Genomic DNA, 15,917 nt, shown 5'->3' with positions numbered 1-15,917 from the left:
GCCGACCGGCGGCCGCCACCTGTCCGGCGAGCGGGCACGTGGACTCGACGCCTCCAACGATTCTCGACCGTGACGTCGGCGCAGGTGCCCAGCCGACCCGGCCCAAATCCGTTGTTCACTTCGTAGCCACTGGTTACGGTGCCCCGCGTGACGGTGCATGCCGCGGATTGGTGGTGAAGCGAGTGGCGAAGAACAAGCCGCCGTTCAGAATGAGGGCGATGCTCAGGCTGGAGCGTGGCACCGGCACCGCCACCGACGCCCTGCGCCGTTATGCTCCGCTCGCCGACGAGATCGGCGCCGACGGGATCGACGTCGACGTCGACCGCGCGGATTTGCTGCTGTCGGGCTACCGGGTCGCCGGGAACGAGGAACGCGCCATGCACGCCCTGGCGCAGCCGCTGCTGCACCGCTTGGGCTGGCGCGAACAGGACTTCACCTACTCGCGCAACGTCCGTTACGCCGAGACCGTCGTACCCCCGTCCGGGCCGCCGGCCACCCGCCTGGTGATCGATCGGGCCGACCAGGATCTGGGCTGGGAGGGCGCGACCCACGGCTCCGGCCTCACGCCCGACCGCACCCTGGACATCGGGCCGGCCGAAGCTGATGTCGTCGCCCGGCTTTTCGTCACCGTCCCGGCGGCCACGATCGCCGGGAGCGTGCAGGCGCTGGGGCCGTGGCTGGCCCGCGTCGAGCCGGCCGCCGTCAGCGTGGACCCGGGCCGCGCTGCTCTGCTCTACCTTGCCCGCGCCGACCTGCGCACCGAGGCGGAAAGGCTGGGCATGGGCCCAGTCGAGACCGGCCGCATCGAGGCGGACACCGAGTACGTCATCGAGACCGCGACGGCCACCGACGGCACGACCCTCTGGCTGCGCCGGGGCACCGATCCGGTCTCCCCGTACTGGCCCGGCATCATCGAGACCCGAGAGTTGGTCATCAACGACTCCTACCCGGACTAGTCATGCCGGTAAGGGTTGATGAAACCGCCACGGCTCGACCGATGAGCGGGAGAACGCCACTGCGCAGTCTTCGCCTACCTCGACGGTCTACCCGCGGAACCATCCGACCGCTGGCCCACTGGCATGGTCGGGCCGCAGCTCCCAAGGATGATCGCGGTGCCAGGCAGCAGCCGCGTCGGCATCACCGAGGCCGCGGGGGCAAGCGGGTGTGTGTACGCACCCAGGCCCACCGACCACTGCCACAAAATTGCGGTGCTCCGCCCACTCCGCCCGTGCCTGCTCCTCCGAGATCACATGAAGCACGTAGCAGCGCCGTTCCTGATCAACGGGACAGCCGTGCTCATTGGCAACGGCGATGAACCAGTACTCCCTGCCGTCGAGCAGCGCGAGACCATCCAACGGTCCGTCGTAGTAGTCGGCGAACCACAGCATCTGCACGCCGGTCATCTCCGCCAGACCGTCCAGCACGGATGGGTCATGCACCGATGCACCGTATACACCTGGCGACGGCCCGGCCAGACCTAACACTGGACAGACACCTGATCAGCACCACCTCCGTGGGTGGTTGCGCGGGCCATCCCGCCAGCCGGCGGCCCGCTGGCAAGGCGGGCAGACCACCACCCGACCCGCCAGCGTCCGACCCTGCGTCAAGTCCGCTTGACGTAGCAGGCCGGGCGGCGGCCCGCTTTCCATGAGGCGGGTCGGCGGCAGACAGTGAGGATGGTGGGGTGGGTCGCCGGGTTGGTCTGACTCATCGGCAGACCGACGGTTGTTGTCCTCATCCCGATTCGTCGGCCGGCCTGGTGGCCCCGGTAGCTGCATGTCACCGGTCAGGCGTCGTGACGTGACAGAAGCCTGTGCGAGAGGCGCCCACTACTGTGTTGTCCGCATCGTCTGACCGGTGACGTGTCCACGTGTTCTCGACGCGACCGAGAAAGGCGGACCTCACCAGCATGGCAGCCAAGGAGCGATCTCTCATCGGTGGTGTCGACACCCACCGCGACACACACCACGCCGCTGTCATCGACAGCACCGGCGGGCTCCTCGGCGACGCCGATTTTCCCGCGACCACCGCCGGCTATGCGGATCTGCTGGCCTGGATGCGCTCCTTCGGGCGGGTAACTGCCGTGGGCGTGGAGGGCACCGGCAGCTACGGGGCCGGCCTGGCCCGTTATCTGACCAGCAAAAAGATCGCCGTCGTGGAGGTGGACCGGCCGGACCGCCGCGCTCGCCGCGCACAGGGCAAGTCCGATCCGATCGACGCGATCGCCGCCGCCCAGGCAACCCTTGCTGGCACCGCGATGGGCACGCCGAAGACCCGCACTGGGCCGGTCGAGGCGATCCGCGCCCTCCGGTTCGCCGGCCGAGGAGCGGTCAAGGCCCGCACCGCCGCCCTGAATCAGATGCGCGGCCTGGTCGCCGCTGCCCCCGAGCAACTGCGTGCCCACCTGACCAGGGCCAGCGCGCCATGCTGGTCAGCCGGTGCGCTGCGCTGACCTACGACCCGGCCAGACTTCACGAGCCGGAACACGCCACCGCCGCAGCCTTGGTCGGGCTCGCCCGCCGGGTCACCATCCTCACGGAGGAGCTCACCACACTCGACCGGCAGGTGACACCCATCGTCCAGCGCGCAGCGCCCCGCACCACGGCCCTGTTCGGCGTTGGCCCCGACGTCGCCGCCCAGCTGCTCACCACCGCCGGCGACAACCCCGACCGGCTGCACTCCGAAGCGGCTCTGGCTCACCTCTGCGGCGCAGCCCCCATCCCAGCGAGCTCCGGACGGGTGCGCCGCCACCGCCTGCACCGAGGAGGCGACCGCGGCGCCAACCACGCCCTGCACACCATCGCGCTGTGCCGCATGCGCTACGACCAGCGCACCCCCGCCTACGTCCACCGCCGCATAACCGAAGGCCTCAGCAAGCAGGAGATCCTGCGCTGCCTGAAGCGCTACATCGTCCGCGACGTCTACACCGCCCTACGCGCTGACTTCGCCGCCCTCGCCCCTTGACCTCCATAGGAGCATCGGGAGGGCTTCCGAGGGTGCTGCCGGATACAGGCGATTACGGTGGCTCCTCGTCGGGCGATGGCCTAGCACCGAGCAGCAGCGCGGAACTACGTGTTGCCCCATCCGGCAGCTGCAAAATGTCAGCACGGTCGAGAAATAGAATACGAACGGCTCTAATGGCAACATCGAGCGCCTCGTAGCAAAACGCATACTCGGAAGGCTTCAGGTGCCCGCTGCCATGGACGACCTTGCTTCTAAGGCCGTAGATTGTGGACAGCCTGGTCTTGATCTCCATTCGTTCTTCGAATGTCTCACCTAGCAGTATGGCGATAGAAGTACTAATGCGGAAAGTGGGCTCGCCCTCCTTTGTTCCGAATAGTCTCTCCCATGCGATAACTGAGTCGATAAGAACATCTGATGGATCTCGCCGCTCCCCACTCGCCTTGAGTATGCGACTGAGCGCGAGGTCGATTTTCGCCACATATGGCTTGCTAAGTCTCTCGTACCACGACGCCCAGGAAGTTACTTCGTCTCCAGTTAGCTGTGTGGGCATGAAGCCCGCGCCCTCGCGCGGATCCGACCACGACAAACTCATCGTTGTGTCCAACGGATCGTCAAAGTGCCGCCATGTAGGAACGAGAAGCGCACGGGCCTCCCGTTCCACCGCCATGATTAGCCCAAAACGCAACCTATTGATCGTCGCCTCGACTTCATCGGGGAGATGCATGTCATCCGGCCATCTCAGATTGCCAGACGACCCGTCGACGACACGTATCGTGAGTGGAATCTGCATCTCCAGCACGATGTCACCGTCGTAACTGACAGTGGTGGTGACTCCTGAAAAGTCAGTAGCGCTGGCCTGACCTTTAAGGGACGGAGGCGCGAGTTTGCGATCGTCATCCGTTGTGCTCCGAACAGAGGCACCCTTCAGGGTCAGTCCACTGCCTTCCGGAAGGAGGATTCCGGCAAAGGCGATCTTCCCTCTGGTTATCCCCCGCTTGCGACTCAGGATACTGCGAATATTCCGAAGCTCTTTCAGGGCGGCCTCGACGAACTGCATCGGGCCCTGTTCCGCGAGGGGGATCGAGTGCCATGCCCGAGTCAAAATAATCTCGGGCAACCTTAGCAGTTGGATCGAGTGAGCGGTGCCGGTGCTGAGATAGATGCGCTTCGTAACTCGGCCCGTGCGCTCTCCTTCGATGGCAAATAGCTGACCTAGGGTCGAGTCATTCATTACGGCTTCGCGGAAACCGCTGGCGCTAGGATGATCGAAGATTGCTCGACTGGCGTAGATGCCGACGCGGAGGTTGTAGTGGTCGAACATCTCCGCGAACTCGTCCGGCAGAAGCAACGCTGAATAAACGGCATCGGCAAGATCGGCAATGGACTCTTCTAGGTCGTCGGCCGCAGGCACCGAGATCTGCTGGCCGCCCGCGTTGAGATAAAGCATCTGCGCGGTCAACTGGCCGTTCGCCTGGCATTCTGACAGCCAGCTCAGGGCGGCGCGAACTCGGACTGTTTGGTCTATATCTTCAGGGAGTCCTCGTAGGGTTCGGTCGAGGATTTCGGTGTTGGCAGCTTGTTCGGGCGTTAGAGTTGTGATCCCCGACAAGATGGAGTCGAGGTTTTCGCCGCAATTCAGTATGTACGTCACAAATTCTCTTCCGGCCACTTCCATAAGCCATACCAGACTGGAAAGCTTGGTCCCGGCGGCTAAAGCTTGCTCGGAAGGCGGCTGAGAAGAACTCATAGCTAGAGCGTGCCCTACGGCCGGGTGCATGTCCAGTTTGCGAGAAGTATTTGCTGCCCAAAGGCGGCCGTTCCTTCGGCCTAAGCGGCCAACCGATACATGAGCCGGCCGGTCAGCACCGACCACGGTCCCGCTGGTGGCAGGGCAGCAGCTCTGAGTGCCGCTTCAGCGTCTTACAGTCGTGCTGTGTGACCAACTGGGTGACGACGAGCCCGAGCAACGCTGGATGCCCATGGACTGCGGTGGACCGTTCGGCCGGGTCGGCCATGCTGCTGACGGAGCTCATCCACGACCGGTGGTTCCTCCGGGACGAGGAGGTCAGGCCGCTGGTGCGTAGAAGCATCGACGCCAACGCTGGGCTGAGCCCGCAGCTGCGGGTTCCGTCGCTCCTGTTCATGGTCGCCGGCTGGCTCTTCACGTTCCTGGCAGTTGCACTCGAAAGAGTGGCTGAACTGACGGAGGAGAAGTCCATGGGGATTCTGAAGATGACTGCTTTGTCCGTAGCTCTCGTTCTAGGAGCCTACGCGGTAAATCTCTCGGCAGCGGCGGGCTGAGTCCAGCGGCCCGGGGGCGGCATTGCGAATCCGCAGGCTGTCGGGGTCTGTTCAGTTGCCTGGGGGCAAGGAGTCTCCGGGGCACATACGGGGCATAAGACAGTGTGAAGCGTCGGCAATCAGCCATCAACGACGTGAGGCCGGGAGCGAGGGTGACCAGCGCGCCGACCAAATCGCCGCAGGTCACGAGAGAGACCGTCTAAGTTCCGCTTTAACTTGACAGCAAGGGTGCTGCCACGGTCCGGCGAGAGCTGTTTGTGCACCGCAAGGCCGTAATACTGCCAACGTTTCGCTTACAACCAGGATGAGTCCTCTTTTTCGAAGTCATCAGACAGCCCCACACCTACGCGCAGACGATGAAGGAGGCGGGATTTACCGCTGATTGACAACCGCGCCAGATTTGCTGCGGATGGGCATGATTACCCGTCGATGAGAAGTCTCCTGAGGGGAGGTAACCGAAACAGCCACCTGTGAGTTCTCTATTCCCAACCGAATCGTAGGAGAGCGAAATCCCTCTAGCGCATTCAGTAAGTACGAAGAATTCAGGGCTACACGCACACGCCGCCCGCTCACCACCGCCGGCACAACGAAAGATTCGCGCCCGACGTTCATCGAATCCCATACGCGGATCTCGTCAGGAGCAAGACCATACTCCAAAACAATCCACGGAAGATAGCCATCCAAAGTGAGGCTAATGGTCTTATTGACGGCATCAAGCAGCGCAATCCTGCTTATCTCAACAATAGTACCCTTAGGTCCAGCATTTAGGATTGATTGAAGTGGCGGGTATGCCTCCGGATCGAGATGGCAATCAAAGGCAATGAATTTATTTCCGGCGATTACCTCTACCCGATGCACGTCTGCAAGCAGCATTACCTCGGCGCTTCGACGAAACGCTCGAAGTGAAAGAATATCAAAGCCGCTTAGCAAACCCTTAAATTCGACTTCACCTTTCATTACCGGCAGGTCCAGGGAGATAGCCTGATACTTGTCAGTTGCCATCAAATTCAAGCACTCGCCGTTATGCACAACTAGGACATTCGCGATCAACTGCTCTCGCTCCGACCGATAGTAGGGGCCGTTATCGGCACTAACGACGTTACTTACCAGCTCGGCCGCCTTGGCCAGCGCTTCACCTCGAACAACGGCCCACTTCTGCGCAGTCGTGTTTTCGCTCGGACGCTCCTGTATCTTCAGTGTCCGACGACGCTGCTTCGGCCCCCGAAACAGAGCACGGCCAGCTTCATCTCTCACCGCCGGGTGTTCATCGCTCCGCAGCTTACGAAGTAACCCCTTGGCAGCTGATGCCCGCGAATGGTCCCGGCTATACATTAGCCCTTCAATGATCTGGACCGCCGCCAAGCGCAGAAGGTAGTGATGACTTTCTAGTGCGATGGCAACGTCATCGTCCAATGAATCAGCGGGTCTGACGACAGTCGGCGCTCGGGCGATAACAATATCGCCGTTCAGCCCCACTAAATTCAACTCGGGGGTTTGCTCAGAATTTCTCTTCCTGACTTCGGCGCTGGCGAACTGATACAGCTCAGTTAGGGTAATCCATCCATCACCATTTAGGTCCGCCAAGCCTGTTAAGAGGCCATCCGCCAACGCTTGAGTAAAGAGCGACGCAGCGACATCCTCCTGAGTGTACTCTAAGGCGATCTGGATAGCGCTGCTCGCAGTCATCACCGCTCGCCCGCTTCCACTCAACTCTTCTGGAAGGCCCACAACGTTCGTGATCGATTTTGCAACCAGATCACGGCCAAACGCTCCCGAATAACAGCAATCCAAAGCAAGTACAATCTGACGCGCAGACGTATCGTTTAGCTGCTCTCGCAGATATCTTCCAGATAGAGCCGTCGCCGGGAGTGCGTTTACGTCCGTGTCGGGGACTGCGAAATAGAACCGACCATTGGCATCTTTGATGCCATGGCCAGACAAATGGACGAATGCAAGGTCATCAGCTCTAACATTAGCAAACACTTCATGGATAGCGATTTGCGCATCACGCAGAGTTGGGTTAGCAACTATCGTCACATCGAAATCACCCACCCCGCTTCGGCGGAGGGCTTTAGCAAGGCGGGATGCGTCAGCAACGGGGGATGCAAGCTGAGGAAGCCTCCGATCACCGAACTCCGAGCAGGCAATCAATAGAGCCTTCTTAGGCATCCTTGGCCTGCTCTAACTCCGGGGAAGCTGAACTACCCTGAGGGAGATTTTCCAACCAGGCTTCGATAACGGCAGCCTGGTGCGCCCCTGACGCCGATTTGATCTCCAACCGATCGGACCCTACGGAAAGGGTAATGGAACGGGCATGCTGTCGCTGGATCCAAAGGCTTACAACGTTGGCAACGATGCGGACCGCCTGGAGTGAAGCCCCCACGACAAGGACAGCCATCGCCGGATCCATCGTTGCCTTTGGCACCCAACCATGCGGCAGTCGATATTCCGGCGCTTCTCGACTAAGCAAGGCCATCTCTGCGTTTACGGACGACCCAATCGCTCTCAAGTCGTCCCTTAGCCCTAGCAGCGCATCATCTTCGGCAGCCTCGATGACGACCTCTACGCGCGACCACTCATGATTCACATTGCGCATTATGCCTCGCGCTTGCAACTGCCGAATAGTCCTGTAGAGGATCAAGGCACCGCGCTCCGCGCGGTGCTGGGCGGCAAGCCCGGCCGGCGGCAAGCCGCCCCGGCCGCCTACGGCACCGGGGCGGTGAGCCACCGACAGCCGCCGGGACACCGCCCTCACGGCAGATGACGGCAGAGCCTTATGGTCGCAGCATGGACGACCCAATCGAGTTGCGTCTCGACCTCGCCACCGCCGAGGATCTTCGCATCGCGCTGTACGACCTGGGCGAGCATCAGGCCGCAGGTAGACCGATCCCCTACATGGACGCCGAGACCAGCAGACGGCTCCGCGCCCTCCTGCGGGACCTGGACATCCGGTTGGGCGGCACCGGCAGATTCGCGTAGCCGGCTTGCCAGCAAGCGGTGCGGAAGCCGGCACCTCGACCGCCGTCGGGGTCGGGGCTTCCGCCTGCCGCGCCAGTCCAACCCCGGGACTGGCTTGCCACCGAGTCACCGGGTCGCGGCGCCAGTTCCACCGTTAGGACGTGAAGAGCCCTCTCCCGCAGCGCCGGCTCCGACTCCGGCTCCGGAACAACCGAGCGCCGCCCGGAGAGGCCCCACAGCGGCACAGCCAGCCCGACCCGAGACGAGGTCAACTGAGCCGGCGCTCAGGGCGCCTCCAGGGCGTCAAACGCCGCCCAATGTTGACCATGAACGACCATCGACGCCCGAACTAGAACCAGCTCAGAGCCTTGATCGCGGCTCTGGCCTGGTGGGCGACGGACGAGTCGACCTGTACGCCGGATCCTGTTCACGCAGTCTGCGACCGAGGTTCTGCGTCGTGTTCCGCTCGATCAACAGGGGATGCTGGAACGACCGAGCCGCCAGCGAAGTACACCGGCGCGCGACGGTCACGGGCTCCCATTGCGGCAGGGATTCGCGTGGCGACGTTGTCGGGAAGTCGCTGCTCGGCTTCTCGCCACGGGAGAAAGGCGACGTCCTCCAACTCCTCCTTTGGCAAGCTGACGTCATCGAGATTGGCGATCGACCCGCAGTCGAACGTGAAGCTGATGATCGCCCGTGGCCGCTGCCCGGCGGACGGTGCCCAGTCGACTACGAGAAGGTCACCCACCACCACGGAGATTCCCAACTCCTCTCGGATCTCACGGGCGCAGGCAACATGGGGATATTCGTCCTCGTCGACATAGCCGCCGGGGAGGGCCCAATAGTCGCGGTACGTGGGTTTGACAAGCAGCACGTTGCCGGCCGGGTCGGTGATGAAGGCTGCGGCGGCGGCGTAGAAGGACGCCAGGTTGGCGTACCAGGTGGCAGGCTCCGTCCAGGTCACCCAGGTGACGCTAGCGGAGAGGCTGAGGGCGACTACGGCTCTATGTGGCTGCGGGCATGGCGGCGAGGGCGCGGAGGACGTCGTTGACCTGGGGAGACGTGCGCTGTGAGCTGAGTGCGATAGCGAGTTCGCGGACGCGCTGCTGAACACGCGACGACTGGATACCCTCAGCGTGCTGCGCCAGCTCTCGACCCCAGATGCAGGCGGCATCGGTGTCCCCGGCGTGGGCATGAGTTATGGCGACGAGGGCAGTGTGTAGGGCACGCGTCCGGGTGTTCTGGCTGTCGAGCGTGAGCGCCTCCGGGGCGTGTCGGAGGGCTTGCGAGTACTGACGTAAATCCGCCAGGCACCTGAGTGCGGCTCCGGCGAGGTGGGCTGGACTGAAGTAGCTGACCCAGCGCGGGCCGGGGTCCGCGCCGATGCGGTCGAGAGCCCGCTCGGCTCTGGCAAGCGCGAGCTGGCAGGCACGTCGCTCACCTGACTGCCCGTATGCGGTGGCGGCGGTGGCGTGCAGTCGAGTGAGCACCGCGGCTGGTGCACCGCCTGCTCCGTCGATGGCCGCTTCGGCGAGCCGTATCGCCTCCCGGGAGTGACCCAGGTGCACGGCCTGGGTGGCGAGATTGGCCAGCAGGTGAGCGCCGTAGAGGCGATCGTCGGCGGCCTTGGCGAGCCGCAGGGCGATGGTCACGTGCTGTTGGGCGTTGGCTTGGTCGCCCGCGTCATACGACATGAAAGCGAGCTGGCCGCATAGCGTCGCGGCTGCTCGCATGAGGTCGCGACCCACGGCATCCGTGTAGGTGCCGCGCAGCATGAGAGCGACCTGACGCACGAGGAAGTCCGCTAATAGAACCCGGGTGCGCGGCGAGCCGCTGCCGTGACGTCGGTCGAGGTCGGTGAAGTGATTCGCCAGGGCGTACAGCGACTGGACGTCGGTGAGGCTGACCAACTGCCGACCGCTCCGGCTCAGCATGCCGTCGGGCAGGTCATACCGCCATCCGAGCGCAGCTTGTTCAGCCTTTCCGCTGTCGAATGCTCCGCTGGCTTGTTGGTTGATGTGCTTACTGAGCGTCGCCCAGATCCGCTCGGCAGTATCGATCGTCCCATCGACGGTCGCCGGGTAGACGCAGGTTTCGATGCCGTCGGTCGTGCCGAAACCCAGTTCCGTGACGGCAACAGGGCGGCCGAGCTTGCGGCCTAGAGTCTCGGCCATGGCGGCCTGGACGTGCTCGCCCGGCCGGCGGCCGCGTAACCACCAATAGACGCTGGCAGCGTCGTACCGCCAGGCGCCCTGGTCGCGACCGGCGTGATTGAGCTGTCGAGCGAAGGCAGCGTGAGCGTTGCCGTAGCCGGCGGCAAGCAACAGCCCTTCTAAAGCGACGTTCGTCACCGGTCGCGCCATGGGTTCGCCTCCAGGCATCAGCCAACTACAACTAGTGACGAGCCTAAGGGTAGATCTGGTCCTATGGGGACCCGCGCAACCCCGCGCAACCCACGTCCTGAGCAGCGCAACGGCACGCATTGCTTGCCATCTGGTCCGTCCCTCGGCGGCTGACTTTGCTGGTCACAGAAGTTCATAGGCGGCGACGGGGGGAAACGCCGTCGCGCCTAGTTGACGGAGGTGAGCATGCGCGGGGACGAGACGGCGAGCAAGGGTGAACAGGCTGAGGCGGCCGAGCGGGAGGCTGCCAAGCAGCGCCTTCTGGATCAGGCCGAGGCGGAGCGCGTACCGCTCGACGACACGACCCGAGCGCTCCCGGACCGGCGGTGGCGGCGTGACCAGCGATGACCTGCCGATCGGGCGACGCGTGGCGAGCTGGCGGGTGCGGCGGTCAATGACGCAGCAGATGTTCGCCGACCGGCTGCGCAGGTCGAAGAGTTGGGTGGACAAGATCGAACGTGGCGTTCGCCCTCTGGACCGGTATTCGGTGATCCAGGAGGTGGCCGGCGTTCTGCGGGTCGATCCGGAGGTCCTGCTCGGCCAGCCGCCCAGCAGCAGCCCGGCGGGCACGCCGGCCGGAGTGGACGACATCCGGGCGGCGCTCGCACGCTACGACATCCCGCACGCTCCACCACAGACGCACGAGCTGAGGCGGCAGGTCGGGCATACCTGGTTGGCATACCAGCACGCGCACTACCCGGAGTTGATGCGCGCGGTGCCGGGTCTGCTCGACGCGGCTCAGGGCGCGCGGTCAGCGGAGTTGCTGGTGCAGGCGTACCGAATCACCTCACTGCTGCTGGTCAAGCGAGGTGAGGCCGACCTCGCCTGGCTGGCCGCCGACCGGGCCATGGGAGCTGCCGGCGATGACCCTGTGCTCGCGGCGACAGCGGCAATCGCGGTGGCCCAGGCGTTACGCGCGTCCGGCCGCGACCGGCTGGCCCTGTCCGCGACCCTCACCGCCGGCCACCGGGTCCTGCCGCACCCACGGCGGGACGGTGATCAAGAGGTTTGCGGGGCTTTTGGAGATCAAAGTCGACGCAAACCTCTTGATCACCGGGGCAGAAGCGATCGCCCGGGCAAAAGCGATCACCCGGGCGGGGGCGAGAACGCAGGCCGGGGCGACCGTCGGGACTGGGCCGTGGGTGGGACGCTGCTGCTCCAGGCCGCCTTGGCCGCCGCCAGCTGCGGTGAGCACCACCGCGCCGATGAGCTGACCGACCGGGCCGCGGCCATCGCCGCCAGCCTGAGGGGGTACGACGATCAGCACCGCACCAGCTTCGGGCCGGTCGCCGTGGAGATGGCACGCGTGCTGCTGGCAATGCAACGAGGTGATGCCTCTGCTGCGCTGCAACGGCATGTAAGCGTCGTTCGGCGGGAGGCGTGGCGGCGGCTGCCGGCCGAGTATCGGGGCGCGTACCTGCTCGACGTCGCGCGGGCGTACCTGCACACCGGTGACCTGCGCGGGGCGGCGCGCGCCCTGGTCGACGCGGACAGTGTCGCGCCGGCTGAGGTTCGGTGGCGGCCGTTGGCGCGTACTCTCATCGCCGATGTCGCCCGGGCGCAGCCGGCGCCGGCCGGCGTGGCGCGACTGGCGACGCTCGTTGGCCTCACCCGCTGACGGACTCGCGCCGGCGCAGGTCGTCGGCGGGATTGATGGTGCGCACCGGGTCCGGGATCGGGCCGCGTCGTCGCCACTCGCGCGGGTAGCCGAGCGAGACCTCCTCGAACCGCACGCCGTCGTAAAAGGTCGTACGGGGGATGTGCAGGTGCCCGTAGACCATCGTGGATGCGCCGAAGCGCAGGTGCCAGTCGCGGGTGCGGACGGTGCCGCACCACTGGGCGAACTCCGGGAACCACAGCACGTCGGTGGGTTCGCGCACCAGCGGGTAGTGGTTGACCAGCACGGTCGGCAGCGCCGGGTCGCGCTCGGCCAGCCGGCGCTCGGTCTCGGTGATGCGGGCGTCGCACCACGCCTCCCGGCTCGGATACGGGTCGGGGTGCAGCAGCGCCTCGTCGGTGCAGACCACCCCCGCCGCGTACGCCAGGTCCAGCGACTCCTGTTTGGTACGGGCCTGGGGCACCCGGAACGTGTAGTCGTAGAGCACGAACAGCGGGGCGATGGTGGCGGGGCCGCCCTCGCCGTCCCACACCGGGTACGGGTCCTCGGGCGTGACGACGCCCAGCCGGCGGCACAGGGCGACCAGCTCGCGGTAGCGGGTCTCGCCGCGCAGGTGCGCCGGGTCGCCGGGCGGCGTCCACAGTTCGTGGTTGCCGGGCGCCCAGACCACCGTGGCGAACCGGCTGCTCAGCAGGCCGAGAGCCCACTCGATGTCGGCGTACCGCTCGGCCACGTCACCGGCGACGAGCAGCCAGTCGCCGGGGTGGTCCGGCCGTAGCTCCTGGACGAACGCGCGGTTCTCCGCATAGCTGATGTGCAGGTCGCTGACGGCTCGCAGTCGGGGCGAAGGGCTCACCGTTCGAGGCTAGGCCGCCGCGGCCGGATCGGGGCACTCCGATCCGGTCGCGTCGCCGGCCGACCGCTCAGCAGAACCAGCCGTCCTGCACCCAGCCGCGCCGGTTGATGTACCCGTAGGCGAAGCCGTAGACGTAGCCGCCGCTGCGGGGACCTTCGACCAGGAACGTCTGACCCTGGTAGAGGGTGCCCATCCAGGCGCCGTTGGGCTGCGTGCGGACGAACAGGTCGCTCGCGCACACCGTCTCCCGCTGACCGATCGTGCCGTTGGCGGCCTGCGCCGGGGCCGGCGCGGCGAGGGTCGCGGCGAGGATCCCGGCCAGCAGGCCGGCCATCACCCGGGTCCTCACCATGAGTCGTACCCGCCGATGCACTCGGCGCGCAGGTAACCCCAGTCGTTCGGGCCGAAGTCGAAGGAGGCCGCCCACCCGTTGTAGACCGGATGCGCGCCCGGGGTGTGGCCGATCTTGTTTCCGTAGCCGAGCGTGCGCTTCAGTCCGGTGGGGCCGCCGGCGGAGTCGTAGTTGGCGTAGAAGCTGGCGCTCTGGCAGACCACGATGGCGTGCCGTGGCACCACCGGGTCGGCCTGGGCCGGCGTGGCGCCCAGGGCGGCCACGGCCGCTCCGACGGCCAGCGCTGCGAGATTTCTTCGAAGCATGCCCACCTCCCGTACGCCGAAACTTTCCTACCGGCGACCCTACCGAAGAGGTTGATAAATGTCGATGCCGGGCTCGGTCGCCCGGAGCCGCGGGCGGCTGACCTGGGCGACGGCGGTCGGCCGCATATCCGGCGACTCGACGGGAAAGCGCGGGGCGTCCGACAGCCCAAACCGGAGCAGGAGAAAAACATGCCTTTCGTTACCGTGGGGACGGAAAACTCCGCACCCATCGACCTGTACTACGAGGACCACGGATCCGGTCAGCCCGTGGTGCTGATCCACGGCTTCCCGTTCAACGGGGCAACGTGGGAGAAGGAGACCAGCGCGCTGCTCAACGCCGGATACCGGACGATCACTTACGATCGACGCGGTTACGGCAACTCGGCGCAGGCGGCCTTCGGCTACGACTACAACACGTTCGCCGCGGACCTCGACGTGCTGATGACCGAGTTGGACCTGCGCGACGTCACCCTGGTGGGTCACTCGATGGGCACCGGTGAGGTCGTCCGCTACCTGGGCAACTACGGCTCCCAGCGGGTCAGCAAGGCCGTGCTGCTGAGCCCGCTGCAGCCGATGTTGGCCAAGGCCGACGACAACCCGGAGGGCGTCGACCGGAACCTCTTCAAGGGTTTCCAGGACGCCATCATGAAGGACCGCTTCGCCTACCTGACGTCGTTCTGCGACGCGTTCTTCAACCCGGACCAGAACATGGGCAAGCGGGTCAGCGAGGAGGCGTACCGGGCGCACTGGCAGATCGGCGCGATGGCCTCCGGCAAGGCCACCCACGACAGTGTGAACGCCTGGCAGGAGGACTTCCGACAGGACCTACCGAAGATCGATATTCCGGTGTTGATAGTGCAGGGTGACCAGGACCGGGTGCTGCCCTACCCGGTGACCGGCCAGCGGCTCGGCCCGATGATGCCGACCGGCACGCTCGTCACGCTCCAGGGCGCGCCGCACGGCATCCCGTGGACGCACGCCGACGAGGTCAACAAGGCGATCATGGACTTCATGAAGCAGCCCGCCATGGCTAACGCCTGACCCGTACCGGTAGCCGATCGGACACCAGCGTCACGATGACGCTGCGGCACCCGACCCTCTCCGGGGTCGGGTGCCGTCGGCTGTTCAGGGCCGGCGGGCCACGACCGCGCCGTTGGCGCCGGGGGCATCGAACGGCACGGTACGGACGTCGACGAACCCGGCGTCGCTGAGCCACGCGCCGTACTCGGCGGCCGAGTAGTTCCGGCCGCCCTCGGTCTCGACCAACATGTTCATGCCCATCAGAGCCGCCTCCGGTGGCCCGGTGCGCTCGTCGTTGAGCAGCAGTTCGCAGACGACGATGGCGCCGCCGGGCGGCAGCGCCGCGTGACAGCGGGCCAGCAGTGCCCGGTTCGTCGGCTCGTCCCAGTCATGCAGGATCATGCTGAGCAGGATGACGTCGTGCCCACCCGGCAACGCGGGATCGGCGAGGAAGTCGCCGGGCACCGCGTCGATCCGACCGGTCAGACCGGCCTCCGCTATCCGCTCCCGCGCCCGTACGCAGACGTGCGGCAGGTCCAGGACGGTCGCCCGCAGCTCGGGCAGGCGGCGGCAGAACTCGATCGGGAACGCGCCGGCCCCGCCGCCCACGTCGAGCAGTCGGCGGTACGCGGAGAAGTCGTACGCGTCGGCCAGCGCGGTCGCCGTGAAGCTCGACGTCGAATACATCGCGTCCCAGAACTGCGCCAGCATCTCCGGGTCAGCGGTGTCGAACATGGACTGTTGAGACTCGGGGTCCCAGGTCAACGGTCGATCGGTGCGCAGCGCCTCGCCGATGCGGTGCCACGGCAGGTAGGTGCGCAGGTCGGAGTAGCGGATCTGGGCGCCGAAATAGTAGGGGCGACCCTCGACCAGGAACTGCTCGGCCAACTCGGAGTTGCGGTAGCCGTCGCCGGCCTTCTCCAACAGGCCGAGCGAGGCGCACGCGGCGAGCAGCAGGTCCGCCGGCCGGTCCGGCAGCCCGAACTCGGCCGCGGCCTGCTCGACGGTCATCGTCCGCCCACCGGCGAGCCGGGTGAACAGACCGAGGTCGACGCCGGCCGCGAGGGTCTTGAACCCCCACACACCGGCCACCAGCTGCATGAGGGGAGTCGGAGTGACCATGGCGACATGAGATCACAGA

Annotated in this window: 15 protein-coding genes and 1 pseudogene; 7 read left to right on the top strand and 9 right to left on the bottom strand. The window is 65.5% G+C overall.

Going from position 1 to position 15,917, the window contains the following annotated elements; all coding sequences use genetic code 11:
• Positions 1–182 precede the first annotated feature (182 nt).
• Positions 183–956, top strand: coding sequence for a hypothetical protein (locus tag ABZU46_RS21830; protein WP_354860571.1), 774 nt, complete (start codon positions 183–185; stop codon positions 954–956).
• An 87-nt stretch (positions 957–1,043) separates the two neighbouring features.
• Here the strand turns inward: ABZU46_RS21830 and ABZU46_RS21825 are convergent, their stop codons facing one another.
• The gene (locus ABZU46_RS21825; RefSeq protein ID WP_354860567.1) at positions 1,044–1,439 is read right to left on the bottom strand and encodes a hypothetical protein; all 396 of its coding nucleotides are present in this window, start codon (positions 1,437–1,439) and stop codon (positions 1,044–1,046) included.
• 470 nt (positions 1,440–1,909) lie between these two features.
• Between ABZU46_RS21825 and ABZU46_RS21820 the strand changes: the two are divergent.
• Positions 1,910–2,964, top strand: a pseudogene (locus tag ABZU46_RS21820) (IS110 family transposase).
• A gap of 52 nt (positions 2,965–3,016) precedes the next feature.
• On the opposite strand, the gene ABZU46_RS21815 reads toward ABZU46_RS21820, so the two are convergent.
• The gene (locus ABZU46_RS21815) at positions 3,017–4,711 is read right to left on the bottom strand and encodes a hypothetical protein (protein WP_354860566.1); all 1,695 of its coding nucleotides are present in this window, start codon (positions 4,709–4,711) and stop codon (positions 3,017–3,019) included.
• Between the two features lie 266 nt (positions 4,712–4,977).
• Between ABZU46_RS21815 and ABZU46_RS21810 the strand changes: the two genes are divergently transcribed.
• The gene (locus tag ABZU46_RS21810; protein WP_354860564.1) at positions 4,978–5,265 is read left to right on the top strand and encodes a hypothetical protein; all 288 of its coding nucleotides are present in this window, start codon (positions 4,978–4,980) and stop codon (positions 5,263–5,265) included.
• A gap of 372 nt (positions 5,266–5,637) precedes the next feature.
• Here ABZU46_RS21810 and ABZU46_RS21805 read toward each other — a convergent pair whose 3' ends face one another.
• Positions 5,638–7,434, bottom strand: a complete 1,797-nt coding sequence (locus tag ABZU46_RS21805) for a caspase family protein (protein ID WP_354860562.1) — start codon at positions 7,432–7,434, stop codon at positions 5,638–5,640.
• 618 nt (positions 7,435–8,052) lie between these two features.
• Here ABZU46_RS21805 and ABZU46_RS21800 point away from each other — a divergent pair.
• Positions 8,053–8,244, top strand: a complete 192-nt coding sequence (locus ABZU46_RS21800; RefSeq protein WP_354860561.1) for a hypothetical protein — start codon at positions 8,053–8,055, stop codon at positions 8,242–8,244.
• Positions 8,245–8,650: 406 nt separating this feature from the next.
• On the opposite strand, the gene ABZU46_RS21795 is transcribed toward ABZU46_RS21800, so the two are convergent.
• Entirely contained in the window at positions 8,651–9,187 is a 537-nt protein-coding gene (locus ABZU46_RS21795; protein ID WP_354860559.1) for an NUDIX hydrolase, read from the bottom strand.
• A gap of 40 nt (positions 9,188–9,227) precedes the next feature.
• The gene (locus ABZU46_RS21790; protein ID WP_354860558.1) at positions 9,228–10,586 is read right to left on the bottom strand and encodes a hypothetical protein; all 1,359 of its coding nucleotides are present in this window, start codon (positions 10,584–10,586) and stop codon (positions 9,228–9,230) included.
• A 225-nt stretch (positions 10,587–10,811) separates the two neighbouring features.
• On the opposite strand from ABZU46_RS21790, the gene ABZU46_RS21785 reads away from it, so the two are divergent.
• The gene (locus tag ABZU46_RS21785; RefSeq protein WP_354860556.1) at positions 10,812–10,973 is read left to right on the top strand and encodes a hypothetical protein; all 162 of its coding nucleotides are present in this window, start codon (positions 10,812–10,814) and stop codon (positions 10,971–10,973) included.
• A complete protein-coding gene (locus tag ABZU46_RS21780) occupies positions 10,960–12,243 on the top strand; it encodes a helix-turn-helix domain-containing protein (RefSeq protein WP_354860555.1) in 1,284 nt (427 codons plus the stop codon). The genes ABZU46_RS21785 and ABZU46_RS21780 overlap by 14 nt, the downstream gene beginning before the upstream one ends.
• Here the strand turns inward: ABZU46_RS21780 and ABZU46_RS21775 are convergent.
• The 3 genes from ABZU46_RS21775 to ABZU46_RS21765 form a co-directional block, all read right to left on the bottom strand.
• Entirely contained in the window at positions 12,233–13,099 is an 867-nt protein-coding gene (locus ABZU46_RS21775) for a metallophosphoesterase (protein ID WP_354860554.1), read from the bottom strand. The two genes, ABZU46_RS21780 and ABZU46_RS21775, sit on opposite strands and share 11 nt — an antisense overlap.
• Before the next feature lie 67 nt (positions 13,100–13,166).
• Positions 13,167–13,451, bottom strand: a complete 285-nt coding sequence (locus ABZU46_RS21770) for a hypothetical protein (protein WP_354860553.1) — start codon at positions 13,449–13,451, stop codon at positions 13,167–13,169.
• Positions 13,445–13,756, bottom strand: a complete 312-nt coding sequence (locus ABZU46_RS21765; RefSeq protein ID WP_354860551.1) for a hypothetical protein — start codon at positions 13,754–13,756, stop codon at positions 13,445–13,447. Before ABZU46_RS21765 ends, ABZU46_RS21770 begins: the two co-directional genes overlap by 7 nt.
• A 189-nt stretch (positions 13,757–13,945) precedes the next feature.
• Between ABZU46_RS21765 and ABZU46_RS21760 the strand changes: the two genes are divergently transcribed.
• Entirely contained in the window at positions 13,946–14,797 is an 852-nt protein-coding gene (locus tag ABZU46_RS21760; RefSeq protein ID WP_354860549.1) for an alpha/beta hydrolase, read from the top strand.
• A gap of 84 nt (positions 14,798–14,881) precedes the next feature.
• Here ABZU46_RS21760 and ABZU46_RS21755 read toward each other — a convergent pair whose 3' ends face one another.
• Entirely contained in the window at positions 14,882–15,898 is a 1,017-nt protein-coding gene (locus ABZU46_RS21755; protein WP_354860548.1) for a methyltransferase, read from the bottom strand.
• Positions 15,899–15,917: the final 19 nt, after the last annotated feature.

Source organism: Micromonospora sp. NPDC005197 (assembly GCF_040608295.1).
GTDB lineage: Bacteria > Actinomycetota > Actinomycetes > Mycobacteriales > Micromonosporaceae > Micromonospora.
This window is presented reverse-complemented; position numbering and strand designations above follow the sequence as displayed.